Here is a 21,244-nt window from a genome sequence, read left to right as displayed (position 1 = left end):
TCAAATTGTAGCTAGGCGGCAAGTGCGCGTATTCCCAGGAGCTTACTCAAGTCAATGACTGGGGTACGCGAACGCTGCCAACAACGCTACGGTTTGAAAGACGACAACAGTAAATACCCTATGGATTTCAAATTGTAGCTAGGCGGCAAGTGCGCGTATTCCCAGGAGCTTACTCAAGTCAATGACTGGGGTACGCGAACGCTGCCAACAACGCTACGGTTTGAAAGACGACAACAGTAAATACCCTATGGATTTCAAATTGTAGCTAGGCGGCAAGTGCGCGTATTCCCAGGAGCTTACTCAAGTCAGTGACTGGGGTACGCGAACGCTGCCAACAACGCTATGGTTTGAAAGACGACAACAGTAATACCCTATGGATTTCAAATTGTAGCCAGGCGGCAAGTGCGCGTATTCCCAGGAGCTTACTCAAGTCAATGACTGGGGTACGCGAACGCTGCCAACAACGCTACGGTTTGAAAGACGACAACAGTAAATACCCTATGGATTTCAAATTGTAGCTAGGCGGCAAGTGCGCGTATTCCCAGGAGCTTACTCAAGTAAGTGACTGGGGTACGCGAACGCTGCCAACAACGCTACGGTTTGAAAGACGACGGGTATTAGAGGTCTTCCGGATCGACCTGCTTCATCGCTTCTACCTGCATCAGCCAGTGGTAGAGCGGCTCCAATTGCTGAAAACCCTGTACCAGGATGGCGATCAGATTGGCGCTGAACAGTTTTTCTACCTGGGTATCGGAGGCCATGACCGCAAAGGATTTGCGGTTGTACCAGGTGGCAATTTCTGCCGCCTGCTCTTTCACCAACGGGCGTTTGTAGCTCTCGCCAACCAGTTCAAATGGCGCACGGCAGCACCCGGCCACCTCTAAAAACGGCTGGGGCCTGCGCAGCAGCGTGTGGCGGAATAAATCCATCGTCGGCTTGTTGGCGCTGTAATACCCCAGGCCATAACGCAGCATGTCTGGCCCCAGTTCAAAGAAATAGACCGGTGCATCTTTCCAGTCTTTGCTTGGCCGTTTGAAGGTCAGCCACATCCGGCTGCGGTAGCGGGATTTGTCGTGGGAGAAACGCGTGTCACGATGGATGCGTGACAGCGTTTTGCCAATTGCCGGGCGCGTTTCGAACTGCGGATCAATCTGCAGCATCGCCGGGCTCAGTGCGTCCACCAGCATACGAAACGGGGTTAACAGCTCACGGTCATAGACGCCCCGATTGGCATCAAACCATTCCTTGTCATTTTCGATCCGCACTTGCTGAAGAAAATTCAACCCTTGCTGGCTGAAGCCGGTGAACTCATTAGCCATATGCTGTCCTTGTCGCGAGTCTTAACCCTGCAGGAAGAAACGGAACGCCGGGTTATCGGTTTCATCGTGGCAATCGTAACCCAGAGCCTTAAGGTGTTGCTCAAACTCGGGTTCGATCTGCGAAAGCTCAAAACCTGCCAGCACACGACCAAAATCGGTGCCGTGGCTGCGGTAATGGAACAGAGAAATATTCCAGTGAGTCCCCAGCGTTTGCAAGAATTTGAGCAAGGCACCCGGTGATTCCGGGAATTCAAAGCTGTACAGACGCTCATGCAACGGTTTCGAAGGCCGCCCGCCAACCATGTAGCGCACGTGCAGCTTCGCCATCTCGTCGTCAGACAGATCCACCACCTGATAACCGCCACGGTTCAGTTCATCGAGGATTTCCAACCGTTCGGTATGGCCTCTGGTTAACCGCACACCCACAAAGATGCAGGCGTTGTCAGCATCGGCATAACGGTAGTTGAATTCAGTTACCGCCCGGCCACCCAACAGTTGGCAGAACTTGAGGAAGCTGCCTTTCTGCTCTGGAATGGTCACTGCCAGCAGCGCTTCACGTTGTTCGCCCAATTCACAGCGTTCAGACACGTAGCGCAGGCCATGGAAGTTCACGTTGGCGCCGGAAAGGATATGCGCCAGCCGTTCGCCCTGAATATTGTGCTGCTGCACGTATTTTTTCAGCCCCGCTAACGCCAAAGCGCCAGAAGGTTCAGCGATTGCCCGCACGTCTTCAAACAGATCTTTTACGGCTGCGCAGATGGCATCACTGTCGACGGTGATCACATCATCCAGGTATTCACGGCACAGACGGAAGGTTTCATTACCGATGCGTTTCACCGCCACGCCTTCGGCAAACAGCCCGACGCGAGCCAAATCCACCGGTTGCCCAGCATCCAGCGCCGCTCGCAAACAGGCTGAATCCTCAGCTTCCACGCCAATCACTTTGATTTGTGGCATCAGTTGCTTGATCAGGACCGCGACTCCTGCCGCCAGGCCGCCGCCGCCGACCGGCACAAAAACCCGGTCCAGATGCGCGTCCTGCTGCAGCAGTTCCAAGGCCAAAGTGCCTTGCCCGGCAATCACCGCAGGATGATCGAATGGGGGTACGAAAGTCATGCCCTGCTGTTGCGAAAGTTCGATCGCCTTGGCTTTGGCTTCATCAAAATTGGCACCGTGCAGTAACACTTCCCCGCCGAAACTACGCACGGCGTCAATCTTGATATCAGCAGTCGCCACCGGCATCACGATCAGGGTTTTGATCCCCAACCGGTTGCCCGAAAACGCAACACCTTGCGCATGATTCCCCGCAGATGCGGTGATCACGCCACAGGCTCTCTGTTCTTCATTCAGGCTGGCAACCATTGCATAAGCCCCGCGCAACTTGAAGCTGTGCACCGGCTGGCGATCTTCCCGCTTCACCAGAATGGTATTGCCAAGGCGTGAAGAGATCTTGTCCATCGCCTCTAATGGGGTGACTTGAGCCACCTCGTAAACCGGCGAGCGGAGAACCGCCCGCAAATATTCCGCGCCACCGGGGGCTTCGGGTAAAACTTGCGATACCGCCATGACGTTTAGCCTCCCAGCTTGCTCTTGTCGCGCACTGCGCCTTTATCGGCGCTGGTAGCCAACGTGGCGTAAGCCCGTAACGCATAAGAAACCTGGCGCTCACGTGCTGTTGGTGTCCAGGCCAAATCACCACGCGCCAGTTCGGCTTCACGTCGTGCTGCCAGTACGCTCTCTGGTACATCCAGCACCATGCTGCGTTTCGGGATATCGATGTCGATCATGTCCCCTTCTTCGACCAGCGCAATCAGGCCACCGCTGGCCGCTTCCGGAGAAACGTGACCAATGGATAAACCGGAAGTACCGCCGGAGAAGCGGCCGTCAGTGATCAACGCACAGGCTTTACCCAGGCCCATGGATTTCAGATAGGTCGTCGGGTAGAGCATTTCCTGCATGCCCGGCCCGCCTTTTGGCCCTTCGTAGCGGATCACCACTACGTCGCCTGCGACCACTTTGCCACCCAGGATCGCTTCAACCGCCGTGTCCTGGCTCTCATAAACTTTTGCCGGGCCACGGAAGGTCAGGTTGTCCTGGTCGACACCGGCGGTTTTTACGATGCTGCCATCTTCCGCCATGTTGCCGTACAGCACTGCCAGGCCACCCTCCAGGCTGAAGGCATTCTCCAATGAACGGATGCAGCCATCAGCACGATCGTCGTCCAGCGTGTCCCAGCGGCAATCCTGCGAGAATGCCTGGGTGGTGCGGATGCCTGCCGGACCCGCGCGGAACATCTTCTTCACGGCATCATCTTTGGTCAGCATGATGTCGTATTTTTCCAGCGTTTCGGGCAGCTTCATCCCCAGGATGTTATCGACATCGCGATTCATCAAACCGGCGCGATCCAACTCGCCCAGAATAGCCAGCACGCCACCAGCGCGATGCACATCTTCCATATGGTATTTTTGGGTGCTTGGTGCCACTTTGCACAGATGCGGCACCTTGCGGGACAGGCGATCGATATCTTCCATGGTGAAGTCGATTTCACCTTCCTGTGCGGCCGCCAATAAGTGCAACACGGTGTTGGTGGAGCCACCCATAGCGATATCCAGCGTCATGGCATTTTCAAAGGCCGCCTTGTTGGCGATGCTGCGTGGCAGTGCGCTGAGATCGTCTTGCTCGTAGTAACGCTTGGTCAAATCAACGATGCGCTTACCGGCGTTCAGGAACAGCTCTTTACGATCGGCGTGGGTCGCCAACAGCGAACCGTTGCCCGGTTGGGAGAGGCCCAGCGCTTCAGTCAGGCAGTTCATCGAGTTGGCGGTAAACATGCCGGAGCAAGAACCGCAGGTTGGGCAGGCGGAACGTTCGATCTGCGCACTGTCGGCGTCGCTGACGTTCGGGTTCGCGCCCTGGATCATCGCATCGATCAGATCCAGTTTAATGATTTTATCGGAAAGCTTGGTTTTACCCGCTTCCATCGGGCCGCCGGAGACAAAGATCACCGGGATATTCAGGCGCAGCGATGCCATCAGCATCCCTGGGGTTATTTTGTCGCAGTTGGAAATACACACCATCGCATCGGCACAGTGGGCATTAACCATATACTCCACCGAGTCGGCGATCAGTTCGCGTGATGGCAGAGAGTAAAGCATGCCGCCGTGGCCCATGGCGATACCGTCATCCACCGCAATGGTGTTGAACTCTTTGGCAACACCGCCAGAGGCTTCAATCTGTTCTGCAACCAGTTTGCCCAGATCGCGCAGGTGCACATGGCCCGGAACAAACTGGGTAAATGAGTTAACCACCGCAATAATCGGTTTGCCGAAATCGGCGTCGGTCATCCCGGTCGCGCGCCATAATGCGCGGGCACCCGCCATATTACGGCCGTGGGTGGTGGTGGCGGAACGGTACTTAGGCATGCTTTTTCACTCCAAATGTATTATTTACAGGCGGCGAACGAACCGCCCGTTTAGTCTTGTCTAATCTGCTCTTTTTACCCTATGGATTTCGAGCTGGCCGCTCTTGCGCATCCCTGCGCTCGCGGCATTCGTACATCCCTGTATAGCACTGCTAGGCGACCCGCTATCTCATCCCCAGGAGCTTACGTTTTGTAAGTGACTGGGGTGACAAATCTGTCAGGAACAGATTTGAACGCTGTACACAGCGGCCCGTAAGGGGTGAGGCCCACGGATGGGCCGAATAGCTGTGCAGATAACAACGCTGCAGCTTGAAAGACGACGGGTAAATTACTGATTAACCGGATCCAGCCACCCGTACTTGTCTTCGGTCTTGCCGCTAAACAGGCCAAAGAACGCCTGTTGGATCTGTTTGGTGATGGGGCCGCACTTGCCGATCCCCACCTGAATGCCGTCCACGCTGCGCACCGGCGTGATTTCCGCTGCGGTACCAGACATAAACACCTCATCCGCCAAGTACAGAGATTCGCGGGAAAGTACCTGCTCGCGCACTTCAAAGCCCATATCCTTCGCCAGCTTGATGATCGCGTCGCGAGTAATGCCCGGCAGTGCAGAAGAGGTGAAGGGAGGAGTAAACAGAACACCGTCTTTCACTTCAAACAGGTTTTCACCCGCACCTTCAGAGATGTAGCCGTGAACATCCAGCGCGATGCCTTCCTGATAGCCATGGCGGCGTGCTTCGCTGCCCACCAACAAGGAAGAAAGGTAGTTACCACCAGCTTTGGCTGCGGTAGGAATGGTGTTTGGTGCCACACGGTGCCAGGAAGAAACCATCGCATCGATACCTTGATCCAGCGCTTCTTCACCCAGATAAGCACCCCAAGGAAACGCGGCGATAATCACGTCGGTTGTATAGCCAGCGGGTGGGTTAACGCCCATACCAACATCACCAACAAATACCAGCGGACGAATATAAGCGCTGACCAGATTGTTCTTGCGCAACGTGGCGCGGCAGGCTTCCATCAGTTCATCGATACTTTGCGTCAGCGGCATACGGTAGATTTTTGCCGAATCATGCAGGCGTTGCATGTGTTCACGGTGGCGGAAGACAACCGGCCCCTTATGGGAGTCGTAGCAACGTACGCCTTCAAAGACCGAGGTCCCGTAATGCAGGGCGTGTGACATCACGTGTACTTTGGCATCGGCCCAAGGAACCATCTCACCATTGAACCAAATATAATCGGCTTTCTTCGTCATTGTTCTGTTCCTTACTGCGCCATCAGGCGCTTATTTGTTGTGATGTTTGCTGCTGGATCTCAACGCTGGAGACATCCATCAACTTACTTAACTGGGATGACAGTAAATCTACAGGGCGCTGGCTGGCAACGGTCAATTCAATATTAATATCGTCGGTGTTGATACCCATCGCCATATTCATAGCACAGACCTGGAAGCCACGGTGACGTACAACGCGCAATACGCGCTCTAACATTTCAGGGCGGAAGCGGGCCTGGATCGAGACTTGATGCTGCATCATGATACTTTCTCCAACATGGTTTCGTTGCCTGCGCCCGGCGGCACCAGCGGCCAGACGTTCTCGAGTTCATCAATGGAAACCTGCAGCAGATAGGGCCCCTCGCTGTTGAGCAAGGCATCGAGCGCGTCTGCAACCTGGTCTTTACGGGTAATGCGTTGGCCGGGAATGCCGAAGGCACTGGCCAATATCAGAAAATCGGGGTTATCGGAGAGGTTGGTTTCGCTGTAACGTCCATCAAAAAACAGTTGCTGCCATTGGCGAACCATCCCCAAGCGCTGGTTGTCCACCAAGACGATCTTCAGCGGCAGCTGTTTTCGTTTTATGGTGCCCAGTTCCTGAACGTTCATCATGAAGGACCCATCCCCGGACACGCAGAAAACCATGTCCTTCGGGCGCGCCATTTGGGCCCCTATTGCTGCGGGTATGCCAAAGCCCATCGTCCCCAGGCCGCTGGAGGTAATGAAGTTTTCCGGGCGTTCAAAGGTCATGTGCTGGGCTGCCCACATCTGGTGCTGCCCCACATCCGTTGTCACTACGCTATTGGCAGGCTTACGTTCAGAAAGCTGTTTGAGCAACAGCGGGGCGTAAATGGGTTGGCCAGGATGATCGTAACGCCAAGGGTGGATTTCTTTCAGTTCAGCCACCCGTTGCTGCCAGGCGGTGATATTCAGCGGTTGCTGCAACGCCGGTAGCAGCGTTTTCAAATCCCCCTGCAAGGCAACATGTGCCTGACGCAGCTTGCTCATTTCGGCCGGGTCAATATCCATGTGGATCACCTTGGCCTGCGACGCGAAAGCGTTCAGCTTACCGGTCACCCGATCGTCAAATCTGGCCCCCACGGCGATCAGCAAATCGCATTCCTGCACGGCAAAGTTGGCGGCTTTGGTCCCGTGCATGCCAAGCATACCCAGATAATAGGGATGGCTGGCTTCCGGTGCGCCCAACCCTTTCAGCGTGGCCACCGTGGGCATCTGCGTGCATGCGACAAATTCACGCAGTTCCGTTACCGCCTGCGCCATCCCAACGCCACCCCCTACATAAAGCATTGGTTTTTTCGCCTGTGCCAACAATTGCGCTGCCGCCGCCAGTTCTGCAACCGGGTGCGCCAATTCGTCTTCCACCGGCATCAGATGAGGGGGTAAATCGCCATGGGCCAGTTGGATGTCTTTCGGGATGTCGATTAATACCGGGCCTGGGCGGCCGCTGGTGGCGATGGCAAATGCTTCCGCCATGATGCCTGGCAGCGCTTCCAGAGATTCCACCAGGAAGCTATGTTTGGTACAGGCCAGGGAAAGGCCCAGAACATCGATCTCCTGAAAAGCATCGGTACCGATAAGCCCAGAGCCTACCTGACCGGTGATGGCCACCACAGGCACCGAATCAAGCAGCGCATCGGCCAGCCCGGTGATCAGGTTGGTCGCTCCCGGGCCGGAAGTGGCGATACAAACGCCCACTTTACCGCTGGAGCGGGCATAACCAATAGCCGCTATCGCTGCGCCTTGTTCATGGCGGCACAGTAGGTGTTCTACTCCGCCGTCGTACAACGCATCGTAGACCGGCATGATTGCGCCGCCCGGATAGCCGAAAACGGTGTCTACCCCTGCGCACGCAACGCTTGAACTACCCACTGGGCACCATTCATGATTATTTCCCCGCCTGGCTGTGGAAAACGCAGGATTTTGTTCTGTTACTCATGCACTGCTCCTTGTTTCACTTTTCTCTTGGCATAAAAAAACCCCGGACCTTAGGGTGCGGGGGTTATCTTGCGATTCCGGCTTGTTTTCTAAGCCTTTATTCGTCCAAGTGCAGCCCCGCACGGTGGGATAATAATCACCACCACGCTAATCACGACTAGGCTAATCACTTGGGCTAGGGCTTTCATAATAGGGTTGTTCACTGTGCTCGTTTCGAACTAATGCCTACAGAGTTACCATAGCAGCGGGTAGAATGACAACACTTTTTTTGCGTTATTATTCGCCGCGTTCTGGTCATACCTCACACAAACTACATATAAATCTAAACGTTAGCTTGTATACCCGGCGTGCTGGCATCCACCGCTATCGCTTTACCGCGCGTATCTTTGCCAAAGAACACCAGCACCGCGATCACTAGCGCCACCGTCCCGGCGATCATCGCCATGGCCAAGCCGTAATTTTGCCCATGGTGCTCAGCGATAGTCGCCTGCAACGTCGCATTCACGGAGGCAATCAGGTTACCTAACTGGTAGACAAAACCAGGCAACACCGCACGGGTATTCGCTGGCACCAGTTCGTTGAGATAAGTCGGGATCACCCCCACGCTCCCTGCACCATAAACTGCATCATAAACGCCCCGATCCCCAACATCAGCGACCCGCTTGAGAATGCCCACAGCGGGATCACCGGCAGCGCCAGCAATGCGGCAATGATAATGGCTTTCTTACGGCCTATTTTTTCTGACAGGGTTCCAAAGAAAATGCCGCCGATAATTGACGCGATATTGTAGCTAATTGCGATGATACTGACGGTCTTAGGATCGAAACCATGTTGGATCTTGAGGAAGGCCGGATACATGTCCTGCGTGCCGTGAGAGAAGAAATTGAATGCCGCCATCAACAACACCAGGTAGACGCATAGCTTCCAATGGCTCTTCAGTACCGGCAGTAAAGCGGTGCTCTCTTTGCGCGCTCGCGCTGCCAGCCACACCGGTGATTCCTGCACACAATAGTGAATAAACGGCAACAGCAGGATGGGGGCAGCCCCGATCACAAACATGCCCCGCCAACCGATGATTTCAAACAACAAACCATAAGCCACCGCTGCCAGAAGATAACCAAATGGATAGCCTGCCTGAAAGACCCCCGACATCAGGCCACGGGAACGATCTGGGATAGTTTCCATAGCCAGCGAAGAAGCTACGCCCCAAATCCCCCCATCGCCACGCCGTAAAGAACGCGCAGCAACAGGAAAACCGTCAGCGAAGGTGCTGCTGCGGACAACAATTCAAATACCGAGAAAAACACGATGTTCAGCATCAGGATCGGTTTACGGCCATATTTTTCCGCCGCACGGCCAAAAATAAGCGCTCCGATCGGGCGTACCGCCAGCGTCAGCAAGATAGCCAACGTGACCTCTTCCATCCCGACCTGGAAGGCCTTGGCAATGTCACTGAGCAAAAATACCAGTACAAAAAAATCAAAAGCATCGAGCGTCCAGCTTGAAAAGCTGGCTATTGCCGCGTTGCGTTGCAGCGGAGTCCAACCAAACATAATGTTATCCCTACCGTAGAGTAGAAAGTCATAAGATTAGCGGCGGCCGCAACAGGTGCGGTAGCGGTCGGGGCTTTGTTAATGAAGTGATTTTTATTTTAACTAATTGTTAAATACACCCATTAACTCTCTGGTTGCAACTTGCTTAGCCTGCTAATTTGTTGCGATTATCCGGTAATTGTTAATGGTTATTACTGTAAAATGCGTGCCAACACGCAAAATCAGCAGTAAGTAACTGAAATAAATTAATTTTAACTGCCATCCGCCGCGCAAGTTGCTTATTCTCCAAGCGCGGTAACCTGTGACATCCCGCATCATGTTGCCTTCTGTAAGGAGAGCAATATGTCACTGGCGGTAATCTATACCCGTGCCACAATCGGCGTTCAGGCCCCTTCCGTTATGGTAGAAGTCCATATCAGTAATGGGCTGCCTGGTCTCACGCTGGTCGGTCTGCCGGAAACCACGGTGAAAGAAGCTCGCGATCGGGTACGTAGTGCCCTGATCAACAATGGGTTCACCTTCCCGGCCAAACGCATCACCGTCAACCTGGCCCCTGCCGATCTACCCAAAGAAGGCGGCCGTTATGATTTACCCATCGCCCTCGCCATTCTGGCGGCCTCGGAGCAGTTGCCTGCAGATAAACTGGCGAACTACGAATTTCTCGGCGAACTGGCCCTTTCCGGCGCGTTAAGAGCCGTCCACGGTGCGATCCCAGCGGCGATAGCGGCTAGCGAAGCAAAACGTGAACTGATCCTGGCTGCGGCCAATGGCAAAGAAGTTGGGTTGGTTCCCCACAGCAAAACCTGGGTGGCTGAACATTTGCTGGATGTCTGCGCGTTCCTGCAGGGCAAGAGCGATTTGCCGTTCGCTGTTACCCCCGAAGCTGCAACCACGATCGAAACCGCCGATCTGCATGATGTCATCGGCCAGGAACAGGCAAAACGGGCATTGGAAATTGCCGCTGCCGGTGGTCATAACCTGTTGCTGCTTGGCCCACCAGGCACCGGTAAAACCATGCTGGCCAGCCGCCTCAACGGCTTGTTGCCACCGTTAAGCGATCGAGAAGCACTGGAAAGCGTCGCCGTTGCCAGCCTGTTGCATCACCCGGATGAAACCCTGCCTTGGCGCCAGCGGCCTTTTCGCGCGCCACATCACAGTGCTTCGATGGCCGCCCTGGTTGGCGGTGGGACTTTACCCCGGCCAGGGGAAATCTCCATGGCGCACAATGGGGTATTGTTTCTCGATGAATTACCCGAATTTGAACGGCGGGTTCTGGATGCGCTACGTGAACCACTGGAATCCGGTGAAATCGTTATTTCACGCGTCAGTGCCAAGGTGCGCTTTCCTGCCAGAGTGCAGTTGATTGCGGCAATGAATCCGAGCCCAACCGGGCACTATCAGGGAATACACAACCGCACGCCCCCCAACAGATTTTGCGCTATCTGGGGCGGCTTTCTGGCCCGTTTCTCGATCGGTTCGATTTATCGATCGAAGTGCCGCTATTACCGCCCGGTATGCTCGGCAAACAATGCAATACCGGGGAAAGCAGCCTACAGGTACGCCAGCGGGTATTGTTGGCTCGGGAACGGCAACTGGCTCGGGCAGGGAAGGTAAATGCGTTGTTGAATAACCGCGAAGTGGATCGGGACTGCCATTTGCCTGCGGCAGAAGCAGACTTTCTGGAAAAAACACTCAATAAGTTGGGGTTGTCGGTTCGTGCCTGGCATCGGATCCTGAAGGTAGCGCGCACGCTGGCAGATTTGGCCGGGGAAAAAGACATCGATAAACGTCATCTCGGCGAGGCACTCAGTTACCGCAGTATGGATCGTCTATTGCTACAGTTGCACCGCAGCCTGGGCAGCGTGGAATAAAAAATGGGGCCCACAGGCCCCATGATGATCAATCGTCGCTTTCAGTGTAGTCTTCTACCGCATCAGCTTGCGGCTTGCCACCTGACAGCGTATGGAATTTTTCGGGCGGCGGGTGCGCGCCAGATATTTAGACCATACTTTTTCTTGCTCGGTTACCGGTTCACGTTCACCACGGCACACTGCAACGAACAACTGTTCTTCTTCAGTGGCTGGCTGGCGTTTACCTGCATCCAACTCGTTGAACGCAGCCCCGAAACGCTCTAGCAATTGCGCTTCTTTAATGGTGAAATCGCCGTGACGGGAGAACCCGCGAGGATAGTGTTTATTATCAAAAAAACGATTATTGGTGTTGAAGCTATCCGCCATCTGACACGCTCCTAATTCTCTCATGGCCGTGCTGTTTATGGCGCGGAGTATTAGATAGGCTTGACATTGTGTAAAACAAAACATTTAAATCTTAACGACAAAAAATTTTGGAGACAGGTGTGGACACCGAATTACTGAAAACCTTTTTGGAGGTCAGTAGAACGCGTCACTTTGGCCGAGCAGCGGAATCTCTGTACTTAACGCAGTCTGCGGTGAGTTTCCGCATCCGCCAGCTTGAAAATCAATTAGGTGCGAATTTATTCACCCGTCACCGTAATAACATCCGCCTGACACCTGCGGGAGAACGGCTGCTGCCCTATGCGGAAAGCCTGATGAACACCTGGCAGCTTGCCAAGAAGGAGGTGGTGAGGTCGCTACAAAACACCGAACTTTCCATCGGTGCTACCGCATCGCTATGGGAAGCTTATCTGACCCCGTGGTTGCAATCACTCTATCAGCAGCGGGAAGCCCTGCAGCTTGAGGCCAGAGTGGCGCTACGCCATTCGCTGGTGAAACAGCTACATGAAAGGCAGCTCGATTTGCTGATCACTACCGAGCCGCCAAAAATGGATGAGCTGGCAAGCCAGCTGTTAGGTAATTTCTCGTTACGCTTGTTTTCCTCATCTGTGCGCGAGAAGCAAGCGCCAATGCCTTATATCAAACTGGAATGGGGCGCCGATTTTCACCAACAAGAGAGCCGTATGCTGGACAGCGACGGTATGCCGGTACTGACCACCACTTCGGCACACCTGACTCGTCAACTGCTGGAAACAACCGGTGGCTGTGCTTTTCTCCCCAGCCAATGGGAAAAAGAGTATTCACAGCTTACCGCCGTAGCCGATATACAGCCCATCATTCGCCCTCTCTACGCCGTCTGGCTGCAAAATAGCGATCAACAGCCGTTAATCCGCCAACTGCTGAAAATACCTCTAAATACCGCAAGCTAAAGCGCTATGAGGGCTTCAGCCGCGGATGGCGTGGTTTTTCCCGTCTGGTCTGCCAAAAGGCGCTCATCGCCTTCTGGAGGCCGATAAAGCAGAACAACAGAATACCGATGACAATTTTTGTCCACCAGGAACTGAGCGATCCGTCGAAAGTGATATAGCTCTGGATTAACCCCTGGATCAACACGCCAAACAAGGTGCCCAAGATAGTGCCGACGCCACCGGTCAGCAGCGTTCCCCCAATGACGACTGCCGCAATGGCATCCAACTCGACACCGCTAGCGGCCAGTGCATAACCTGCGGAGGTGTATAACGAAAAAATAATGCCCGAGAGCGCGGCCAGCGTGCTGGAAAGCATGTAAATCTTTATCGTAGTGCGCCGCACCGGCACCCCCATCAGCGCAGCGGAAGCCGGGTTGCCACCAATGGCGTAAACGTTATGGCCAAAACGGGTACGATGCGCCAGGATCATGCCGATCGCGACCACCAACAGCATCACTAAAGCCAATAAGGTAAATCGCCCACCGCCAGGCAGCTTCCAGGCATAGTTCGCCAACGTGGCGTACAGCGGGTGATCGATCGGGATTGACTCTTCCGAGACAATAAAGCTCATACCACGCACGAAGAACATGCCAGCAAGCGTGATGATAAACGCCGGCAGCTTCAGTGCATCAATGATCCAGCCCATCAACGCACCAAACGATGCCCCCATCAGCAATACAATGACAAACGCATAACCCGGAGCAATACCATAAGCGCCAATCAGTTTGGCCAACAGCACGCCGGTAAAGGCGATCACCGAGCCGACGGACAGATCGATCCCTCCGGAAAGGATCACGAAGGTCATCCCCACCGCGACAATGCCCAGAAAGGCGTTGTCAGTCAGCAGATCACACCAGACACGGGTTGAAGCAAAGCTGGGAAACTGGCTGAGACAAAAGGCATAGCCCAGCAGGAAAACCACGATGGTAATTAACAGGGGAAGATTGCGTTTCATCATGATTTTCGTCTCCGCCACAACCGATGTAATGAAACGCTTGGGGATTGCACCATCAACACGGCTAACACCACCACCGCTTTCAACACCAGATTAAATTCTGGTTTGTAACCCGAAAGCAGAATCCCTGTATTCATACCTTGAATGATTAAGGCACCCACCACGGAAAGCAGGAGGTTAAAACGCCCTCCCAGTAGGGAACCGCCACCAATAACCACGGCCAGAATCGCATCCAACTCCAGCCACAGGCCCGCATTATTGGCATCTGCGCCACGGATATCCGCCGTCACGATAATCCCTGCCACTGCGGCACACAGACCACAAATGACATAGACCGCGATAATCACCCAGCGAGTACTGACTCCAGCATTGCGTGCCGAACGTAAATTGATGCCGACAGCCTCAATAAACAGTCCCAACGCAGTTTTGCGCGTCAGCAACCAAATCAGCAACAACATAATGGCGGCAATAATCACTGGCATTGGCAGATACATCAGCGCACCGCTGCCAAGCTTGGCCAACCCTTCATTCTCGAAGGTGACAATTTGCCCTTCGGTAATCAGTTGCGCGATCCCACGCCCGGCCACCATCAGCATCAGGGTGGCCACGATCGGTTGTATCTGCAGCACCGCCACCAGAAAACCATTCCACAAACCGCACAGCGCCCCCACTGCCAACGCAGCACCCAACACATAAGCCAGAGGGTATCCGGCACTGGTCATGGTTGCCGCGGTCGCTCCCGCAATGGCCATCACCGCCCCGACGGAGAGATCAATCCCCCCGGTAGCAATCACCAACGTCATGCCCAATGCAAGTAAGGCGACGGGAGCGCCGCGGTTAAAAATATCAATTACGCTGCCGAACAGGCGGCCATCCTGGATATGGATGGAAAAAAATGGGGGGCAACCAGGCTGTCAATGATCAAAATTGCCGCCAGCGCCCCCAGTTGTGTCGCCCCGGCGGGCATCACCCACCTTACTTTGCGCGGTCCACCGGTCATGTCAAAACTCCTTTGGCTCATCCTGCCCCCTGTTGCACTGCAATGGCCTGCATAATGGCGGGAACCGTAATGGCATCATGATCGAGCTGCGCCACATGTTTTCTATCACGTAATACCACGATGCGATCGGCATAACCTGCCAGTTCCTCCAGTTCTGAGGAGATCACCAGCAGCGCCAATCCTTCATCACAGAGTCGTTCAATCAGGCGGATGATTTCCGCGTGGGCACCAACATCAATACCACGCGTTGGCTCATCCAGGATCAGGAAGCGGGGTTTAGTCGCCAACCACCTTGAAAGCAATACCTTCTGCTGATTGCCGCCTGACAGGTACTGAATTTGCTGCTCCGGCCCTGGCGTGCGGATCCCCAGCAACTGGATAAAATTTTCGGCAATCCTGGTTTGCTCCCGCAGCGGTAAAGGCCTTAACCAGCCGCGCTGCGCCTGCAGTGCAAGAATAATGTTCTCTCTAACCGTGGCCGCTCCAACAATACCGTCGGTTTTACGATCCTCAGGGCAATAGCCAAAACCCAAACCTGCCGCTTTGCGAGGAGAAGAAATAGCTACCGTTTTGCCTTCAACTTTTGCCGTGCCTTTGTCCCGGGCTTTGATGCCGAAGATCAACTGCGCGGTTTCGGTACGCCCTGAACCAAGTAAACCAGCCAGGCCGACAATCTCCCCTGGTCGCAGAGCCAGATCGAAGGGTTCAACCATGCCACGCCGACCATAACCGCTAAACTCCACTAACGGTGGCGCTTCCACGGCTTGGTGTTCAGTGCGTTTAAGCAGGGTCTCATCGAAACTGTGGCCAAGCATCATCTGTACTAACTCTAGCCGAGGTAATTCGGCGGTGACACGGGTTCCGACCAGCTTGCCGTTACGGAGCACCGTAATACGATCGCTGATCCGATAAACTTGTTCGAGAAAATGGGTGACGAAGATCATGCCCATGCCTTGAGAACGGAGCTGGCTCAGGATATCCAGCAGCATGGTAACTTCCTTGGCATCCAGGCTGGCTGTAGGCTCATCCAGAATCAACACCTTGGCTGAGAGATCGACAGCCCTGGCAATGGCAACAATTTGTTGAATCGCGATCGAGTAATTACCCAGCGGCTGGCTGACATCCAGCTGTAAGCCATAACCTTCCAGCAATTTCCGGGCGTTGCGCAACATGGTATTTTGATCGATCAACCCAAAGCGGGTGGGTTCGCGGCCGATAAACAGGTTGGAGGCTACCGAGATGTTGGGTAACAGATTAACTTCCTGATAGACCGTGCCAATCCCAAACGATTGCGCCTGAGCCGTACTCTGCGGCGCAATCGCTTTTCCTTCAAGCCAGATTTCACCGGCGGAGCGTTGGTAAACACCGGTCAATGCCTTGATTAATGTGGACTTCCCTGCACCATTTTCCCCAAGCAACGCCACAACCTCGCCGCGCTGTAGTGTGAAATCAACCTGCTCCAGCGCCTTTACACCTGGAAACTCAACGGATAGCCCGCTTATTGCCAACAATGTTGCCTGAGGTGTGGCCATCATCTGCTCCGCCAGTTACCTATCAATAACCCATGCTTTTCTTCATCTCAAATTCCTGCTTGGCAGTATCAGGCTGCAGCAGTTTCGATTCTGTCTGGATAAATTTTTGCGGTTGAGTGCCGTCTTTTTTCAATGCAATCAAAGCATCAAAGGCAGGGCCTGCCATATTTGGCGTCAATTCAACCGTAGCGTTTGCTTCCCCGCTCATCATCGCTTTAAAGATATCAGGTACGCCGTCGATAGAAACAACCTTGATCTGAGAACCCGGCTTCAAACCAGCCTCTTTAATCGCCTGGATTGCGCCAATCGCCATATCGTCGTTATGTGCATAAACGGCACAAATGTTTTTACCGTTCTGCTCAGCCTTAATGAAGCTTTCCATCACTTCTTTACCCTTGCTGCGAGTAAAGTCGCCGGACTGCGAACGGAGGATTTTGATGTTGTCAGCGGAGGCAATACCGTCTGCAAAGCCCTTCTTACGGTTAATGGCCACACTGGATCCCACAGTGCCTTGCAGTTCAACCACATTACATGGCTTGCCAGCGACCTCTTTTTGCAGCCATTCCCCTGCAACCTTGCCTTCATGAACGCTATCTGAGGCAACGGCAGCGGTATACAGCGAGGGATCATTCACTTCAATCATGCGATCCAGCAGAAAGACCGGTATTTTAGCCTCTTTCGCTTCCTGCAATACCGGGGTCCAACCGGTTGCTACCACTGGCGCAATAAAAATGGCATCGACACCCTGGGCAATAAAGGATCTCACCGCCTTGATCTGGTTTTCCTGTTTTTGCTGTGCATCGGCGATTTTCAGCGTAATACCACGTTTTTCCGCTTCCTGTTTTGCCACTTTGGTTTCTGCAGAACGCCACCCTGATTCAGAACCGATCTGAGAAAAGCCGACAACCAAGGGGGCAGCCTGAGCCGCTCCCATCAACACACCGCTTATGGCGGCCGCTAACAGTAAACGCTTATACATGTTTTTCTCCTCGCTCAGCCTGAGCCAGTCAGGCAGAGATGGCTGTTGGTGTATTCGCTTTAATGGAATGTGCGTCCAGATACTTGGGCGCTTATAAGGTGTAGCTGAAATTCAGCTTGGAATGATGAGCAGTATCACAGCACGGGATTACAACCATTTTGTGCATAGATACAGCTAGAAAAGTCTAAATTGGGAACGATTTCAGTGTGAGTTTTGAGCAGACATATTGAGGAAATGAATACTAAGAGCAGTAGAAAGCAAAAAAGCCCTTCGCTTTCGCGAAGGGCTTTTAATATGGCAGGGGCGGAGAGACTCGAACTCGCGACACCCGGTTTTGGAGACCGGTGCTCTACCAACTGAGCTACGCCCCTAAACTACGCTTAACATTATGCCTGCTAAGATTAGCAGGCATAATTTAAATAAGTGGCGGAACGGACGGGGCTCGAACCCGCGACCCCCTGCGTGACAGGCAGGTATTCTAACCAACTGAACTACCGCTCCACCGATTCTTTCACGTTGCATCTTCCGATGCCAGCAAAACCACCTTGGTGATTTCGCTCATTATCAGGTGTCATGCTGATAACGTTTATTTGATGCCTGGCAGTGTCCTACTCTCGCATGGGGAGACCCCACACTACCATCGGCGCTACGGCGTTTCACTTCTGAGTTCGGCATGGGGTCAGGTGGGACCACCGCGCTATCGCCGCCAGGCAAATTCTGTTTCATCAACCCGCATCACTTTCGTCATGCCAGCCAATCCAATCTCGGAACTTCGCTGAAAATCAATCTCGTCTCTCTAAAACACCTTCGGTGTTGTAAGGTTAAGCCTCACGGTTCATTAGTACTGGTTAGCTCAATGCATCGCTGCACTTACACACCCAGCCTATCAACGTCTTAGTCTTAAACGTTCCTTCAGGGACCTTAAAGGCCCAGGGAAGACTCATCTCGAGGCAAGTTTCGCGCTTAGATGCTTTCAGCGCTTATCTTTTCCGCACGTAGCTACCGGGCAGTGCCATTGGCATGACAACCCGAACACCAGGGGTGCGTTCACTCCGGTCCTCTCGTACTAGGAGCAACCCCTCTCAATCTTCCAACGCCCACGGCAGATAGGGACCGAACTGTCTCACGACGTTCTAAACCCAGCTCGCGTACCACTTTAAATGGCGAACAGCCATACCCTTGGGACCTACTTCAGCCCCAGGATGTGATGAGCCGACATCGAGGTGCCAAACACCGCCGTCGATATGAACTCTTGGGCGGTATCAGCCTGTTATCCCCGGAGTACCTTTTATCCGTTGAGCGATGGCCCTTCCATTCAGAACCACCGGATCACTAAGACCTACTTTCGTACCTGCTCGAGCCGTCACTCTCGCAGTCAAGCTAGCTTATGCCTTTGCACTAACCTCACGATGTCCGACCGTGATTAGCTAACCTTCGTGCTCCTCCGTTACTCTTTGGGAGGAGACCGCCCCAGTCAAACTACCCACCAGACACTGTCCTCACCCCAGATTATGGGGCCGAGTTAGAACATCAAACATTAAAGGGTGGTATTTCAAGGTTGGCTCCATGCAGACTGGCGTCCACACTTCAAAGCCTCCCACCTATCCTACACATCAAGGCTCAATGTTCAGTGTCAAGCTATAGTAAAGGTTCACGGGGTCTTTCCGTCTTGCCGCGGGTACACTGCATCTTCACAGCGAGTTCAATTTCACTGAGTCTCGGGTGGAGACAGCCTGGCCATCATTACGCCATTCGTGCAGGTCGGAACTTACCCGACAAGGAATTTCGCTACCTTAGGACCGTTATAGTTACGGCCGCCGTTTACTGGGGCTTCGATCAAGAGCTTCGCCTTGCGGCTGACCCCATCAATTAACCTTCCAGCACCGGGCAGGCGTCACACCGTATACGTCCACTTTCGTGTTTGCACAGTGCTGTGTTTTTATTAAACAGTTGCAGCCAGCTGGTATCTGCGACTGGCTTCAGCTCCAGGAGTCAATCCTTTCACCTACGCGCCAGCGTGCCTTCTCCCGAAGTTACGGCACCATTTTGCCTAGTTCCTTCACCCGAGTTCTCTCAAGCGCCTGAGTATTCTCTACCTGACCACCTGTGTCGGTTTGGGGTACGATTCAATGTTACCTGATGCTTAGAGGCTTTTCCTGGAAGCTTGGCATCAACTACTTCTGCACCGTAGTGCATCGTCATCACGCCTCAGGGTTGATAGCGTTCCGGATTTACCAGGAACACCCCCTACACGCTTAAACCGGGACAACCGTCGCCCGGCTAGCCTAGCCTTCTCCGTCCCCCCTTCGCAGTAACACCGAGTACGGGAATATTAACCCGTTTCCCATCGACTACGCCTTTCGGCCTCGCCTTAGGGGTCGACTCACCCTGCCCCGATTAACGTTGGACAGGAACCCTTGGTCTTCCGGCGAGCGGGTTTTTCACCCGCTTTATCGTTACTTATGTCAGCATTCGCACTTCTGATACCTCCAGCAGACCTCACAGTCCACCTTCAACGGCTTACAGAACGCTCCCCTACCCAACAACGCCTAAGCGTTGCTGCCGCAGCTTCGGTGCATGGTTTAGCCCCGTTACATCTTCCGCGCAGGCCGACTCGACCAGTGAGCTATTACGCTTTCTTTAAATGATGGCTGCTTCTAAGCCAACATCCTGGCTGTCTATGCCTTCCCACATCGTTTCCCACTTAACCATGACTTTGGGACCTTAGCTGGCGGTCTGGGTTGTTTCCCTCTTCACGACGGACGTTAGCACCCGCCGTGTGTCTCCCGTGATAACATTCTTCGGTATTCGGAGTTTGCATCGGTTTGGTAAGCCGGGATGGCCCCCTAGCCGAAACAGTGCTCTACCCCCGAAGATGAGTTCACGAGGCGCTACCTAAATAGCTTTCGGGGAGAACCAGCTATCTCCCGGTTTGATTGGCCTTTCACCCCCAGCCACAAGTCATCCGCTAATTTTTCAACATTAGTCGGTTCGGTCCTCCAGTTAGTGTTACCCAACCTTCAACCTGCCCATGGCTAGATCACCGGGTTTCGGGTCTATACCTTGCAACTATTCGCCCAGTTAAGACTCGGTTTCCCTACGGCTCCCCTATACGGTTAACCTTGCTACAAAATATAAGTCGCTGACCCATTATACAAAAGGTACGCAGTCACCCAACAAAGTAGGCTCCCACTGCTTGTACGTACACGGTTTCAGGTTCTATTTCACTCCCCTCGCCGGGGTTCTTTTCGCCTTTCCCTCACGGTACTGGTTCACTATCGGTCAGTCAGGAGTATTTAGCCTTGGAGGATGGTCCCCCCATATTCAGACAGGATGTCACGTGTCCCGCCCTACTCATCGAACTCACACCTTGTGCATTTTAGTGTACGGGGCTATCACCCTTTGCTGCGCGACTTTCCAGACGCTTCCACTAACACACAAACTGATTCAGGTTCTGGGCTCCTCCCCGTTCGCTCGCCGCTACTGGGGGAATCTCGGTTGATTTCTTTTCCTCGGGGTACTTAGATGTTTCAGTTCCCCCGGTTCGCCTCGTATGGCTATGTATTCACCATACGATAGTGCAACGGATTGCACTGGGTTTCCCCATTCGGGTATTGCCGGTTATAACGCTTCATATCAGCTTACCGACACTTTTCGCAGATTAGCACGCCCTTCATCGCCTCTGACTGCCTAGGCATCCACCGTGTACGCTTAGTCACTTAACCTCACAACCCGAAAGTGTTTCCTTCTCGGTCTGGCTGCGCCACACAAATCCCGCGTTACGCAGTGCTCGGAATGCTCATGGACGTTGTGTCCACTCCGCGTCCTCCGCGCTGGGCGCCTTGGCTTTGTGCTGCTCGCTCAGTCCTCATAAAGAGAACTTCAGATTGCAAAAAATTTGAGAGACTCTATGACAGGTTACTCCTTACCCCAATAGTTCTACGGAGGGATAAGTTTCAGCTGTCATGTTTCAATTTTCAGCTTGTTCCAGATTGTTAAAGAGCAAAATACTTCGCAGCATACTGTCGCCAGT

10 protein-coding genes, 2 tRNA genes, 2 rRNA genes and 5 pseudogenes are annotated in these 21,244 nt (G+C 53.7%); 2 read left to right on the top strand and 17 right to left on the bottom strand.

The features are described from left to right. Window positions 1-617 precede the first annotated feature (617 nt). The 8 genes and pseudogenes from ACQ86O_RS06355 to ACQ86O_RS06320 all read right to left on the bottom strand — a co-directional run bounded on the left by ACQ86O_RS06355 (window position 618) and on the right by ACQ86O_RS06320 (window position 9,522). Window positions 618-1,319 (bottom strand): DUF2461 domain-containing protein, encoded by a 702-nt coding sequence (locus tag ACQ86O_RS06355; protein ID WP_431224552.1) that lies wholly within the window; start codon window positions 1,317-1,319, stop codon window positions 618-620. Window positions 1,320-1,340: 21 nt separating this feature from the next. Next, the gene (gene ilvA / locus ACQ86O_RS06350; protein ID WP_431224551.1) at window positions 1,341-2,885 is read right to left on the bottom strand and encodes a threonine ammonia-lyase, biosynthetic; all 1,545 of its coding nucleotides are present in this window, start codon (window positions 2,883-2,885) and stop codon (window positions 1,341-1,343) included. Window positions 2,886-2,890: 5 nt separating this feature from the next. Continuing rightward, the gene (gene ilvD, locus ACQ86O_RS06345; protein WP_431224550.1) at window positions 2,891-4,741 is read right to left on the bottom strand and encodes a dihydroxy-acid dehydratase; all 1,851 of its coding nucleotides are present in this window, start codon (window positions 4,739-4,741) and stop codon (window positions 2,891-2,893) included. A 327-nt stretch (window positions 4,742-5,068) separates the two neighbouring features. Next, window positions 5,069-5,995 carry a branched-chain-amino-acid transaminase gene (ilvE, locus tag ACQ86O_RS06340; RefSeq protein WP_431224549.1) on the bottom strand — a complete coding sequence of 309 codons (927 nt, stop codon included), beginning with the start codon at window positions 5,993-5,995 and terminating at the stop codon, window positions 5,069-5,071. Between the two features lie 22 nt (window positions 5,996-6,017). Next, window positions 6,018-6,275 (bottom strand): acetolactate synthase 2 small subunit, encoded by a 258-nt coding sequence (gene ilvM, locus ACQ86O_RS06335; RefSeq protein WP_431224548.1) that lies wholly within the window; start codon window positions 6,273-6,275, stop codon window positions 6,018-6,020. Next, window positions 6,272-7,917 (bottom strand): annotated as a pseudogene (gene ilvG, locus ACQ86O_RS06330) (acetolactate synthase 2 catalytic subunit). The gene ilvM and the pseudogene ilvG overlap by 4 nt, the downstream one beginning before the upstream one ends. A 141-nt stretch (window positions 7,918-8,058) precedes the next feature. After that, window positions 8,059-8,157, bottom strand: coding sequence for an ilv operon leader peptide (gene ilvL / locus ACQ86O_RS06325; RefSeq protein WP_431225664.1), 99 nt, complete (start codon window positions 8,155-8,157; stop codon window positions 8,059-8,061). A 134-nt stretch (window positions 8,158-8,291) separates the two neighbouring features. Beyond that, window positions 8,292-9,522, bottom strand: a pseudogene (locus tag ACQ86O_RS06320) (MFS transporter). 342 nt (window positions 9,523-9,864) lie between these two features. On the opposite strand from ACQ86O_RS06320, the pseudogene ACQ86O_RS06315 reads away from it, so the two are divergent. After that, window positions 9,865-11,393: pseudogene (locus ACQ86O_RS06315) on the top strand (YifB family Mg chelatase-like AAA ATPase). Between the two features lie 28 nt (window positions 11,394-11,421). Here ACQ86O_RS06315 and ACQ86O_RS06310 read toward each other — a convergent pair. Next, window positions 11,422-11,759 (bottom strand): annotated as a pseudogene (locus ACQ86O_RS06310) (DUF413 domain-containing protein). Between the two features lie 119 nt (window positions 11,760-11,878). On the opposite strand from ACQ86O_RS06310, the gene hdfR reads away from it, so the two are divergent. Continuing rightward, the gene (gene hdfR / locus ACQ86O_RS06305) at window positions 11,879-12,706 is read left to right on the top strand and encodes an HTH-type transcriptional regulator HdfR (protein WP_431224547.1); all 828 of its coding nucleotides are present in this window, start codon (window positions 11,879-11,881) and stop codon (window positions 12,704-12,706) included. A gap of 4 nt (window positions 12,707-12,710) precedes the next feature. Here hdfR and yjfF read toward each other — a convergent pair whose 3' ends face one another. The 8 genes and pseudogenes from yjfF to ACQ86O_RS06265 form a co-directional block, all read right to left on the bottom strand. Beyond that, window positions 12,711-13,703 carry a galactofuranose ABC transporter, permease protein YjfF gene (gene yjfF / locus ACQ86O_RS06300; RefSeq protein ID WP_431224546.1) on the bottom strand — a complete coding sequence of 331 codons (993 nt, stop codon included), beginning with the start codon at window positions 13,701-13,703 and terminating at the stop codon, window positions 12,711-12,713. Beyond that, window positions 13,700-14,721, bottom strand: a pseudogene (ytfT, locus tag ACQ86O_RS06295) (galactofuranose ABC transporter, ATP-binding protein YtfT). The gene yjfF and the pseudogene ytfT overlap by 4 nt, the downstream one beginning before the upstream one ends. Beyond that, window positions 14,718-16,232, bottom strand: coding sequence for a galactofuranose ABC transporter, ATP-binding protein YtfR (ytfR, locus tag ACQ86O_RS06290; protein WP_431225663.1), 1,515 nt, complete (start codon window positions 16,230-16,232; stop codon window positions 14,718-14,720). The pseudogene ytfT and the gene ytfR overlap by 4 nt, the downstream one beginning before the upstream one ends. A gap of 22 nt (window positions 16,233-16,254) precedes the next feature. Beyond that, window positions 16,255-17,211 carry a galactofuranose ABC transporter, galactofuranose-binding protein YtfQ gene (ytfQ, locus tag ACQ86O_RS06285; protein WP_431224545.1) on the bottom strand — a complete coding sequence of 319 codons (957 nt, stop codon included), beginning with the start codon at window positions 17,209-17,211 and terminating at the stop codon, window positions 16,255-16,257. Window positions 17,212-17,506: 295 nt separating this feature from the next. Next, a tRNA-Trp gene (locus ACQ86O_RS06280) sits at window positions 17,507-17,582 on the bottom strand. Window positions 17,583-17,635: 53 nt separating this feature from the next. Further along, window positions 17,636-17,712: transfer RNA gene (locus ACQ86O_RS06275), tRNA-Asp, on the bottom strand. Between the two features lie 94 nt (window positions 17,713-17,806). Further along, window positions 17,807-17,922, bottom strand: a 5S ribosomal RNA gene (rrf, locus tag ACQ86O_RS06270). 106 nt (window positions 17,923-18,028) lie between these two features. Then, window positions 18,029-20,936: ribosomal RNA gene (locus ACQ86O_RS06265) — 23S ribosomal RNA — on the bottom strand. Between the last annotated feature and the right edge of the window lie 308 nt (window positions 20,937-21,244).

The sequence above is a fragment of the Serratia sp. L9 genome (assembly GCF_050632285.1).
Lineage (GTDB): Bacteria > Pseudomonadota > Gammaproteobacteria > Enterobacterales > Enterobacteriaceae > Chania.
The sequence above is the reverse complement of the archived record's forward strand: the minus strand, read 5'-3'. Positions and strand labels throughout refer to the sequence as shown.

Excerpts from the sequence above, each read along its gene's own strand:
- ACQ86O_RS06355 (WP_431224552.1), bottom strand. The coding sequence starts at position 1,319 with ATGGCTAATGAGTTCACCGGCTTCAGCCAGCAAGGGTTGAATTTTCTT.
- ilvA (WP_431224551.1), bottom strand. The coding sequence starts at position 2,885 with ATGGCGGTATCGCAAGTTTTACCCGAAGCCCCCGGTGGCGCGGAATAT.
- ilvD (WP_431224550.1), bottom strand. The coding sequence starts at position 4,741 with ATGCCTAAGTACCGTTCCGCCACCACCACCCACGGCCGTAATATGGCG.
- ilvE (WP_431224549.1), bottom strand. The coding sequence starts at position 5,995 with ATGACGAAGAAAGCCGATTATATTTGGTTCAATGGTGAGATGGTTCCT.
- ilvM (WP_431224548.1), bottom strand. The coding sequence starts at position 6,275 with ATGATGCAGCATCAAGTCTCGATCCAGGCCCGCTTCCGCCCTGAAATG.
- ilvL (WP_431225664.1), bottom strand. The coding sequence starts at position 8,157 with ATGAAAGCCCTAGCCCAAGTGATTAGCCTAGTCGTGATTAGCGTGGTG.
- yjfF (WP_431224546.1), bottom strand. The coding sequence starts at position 13,703 with ATGATGAAACGCAATCTTCCCCTGTTAATTACCATCGTGGTTTTCCTG.
- ytfR (WP_431225663.1), bottom strand. The coding sequence starts at position 16,232 with ATGGCCACACCTCAGGCAACATTGTTGGCAATAAGCGGGCTATCCGTT.
- ytfQ (WP_431224545.1), bottom strand. The coding sequence starts at position 17,211 with ATGTATAAGCGTTTACTGTTAGCGGCCGCCATAAGCGGTGTGTTGATG.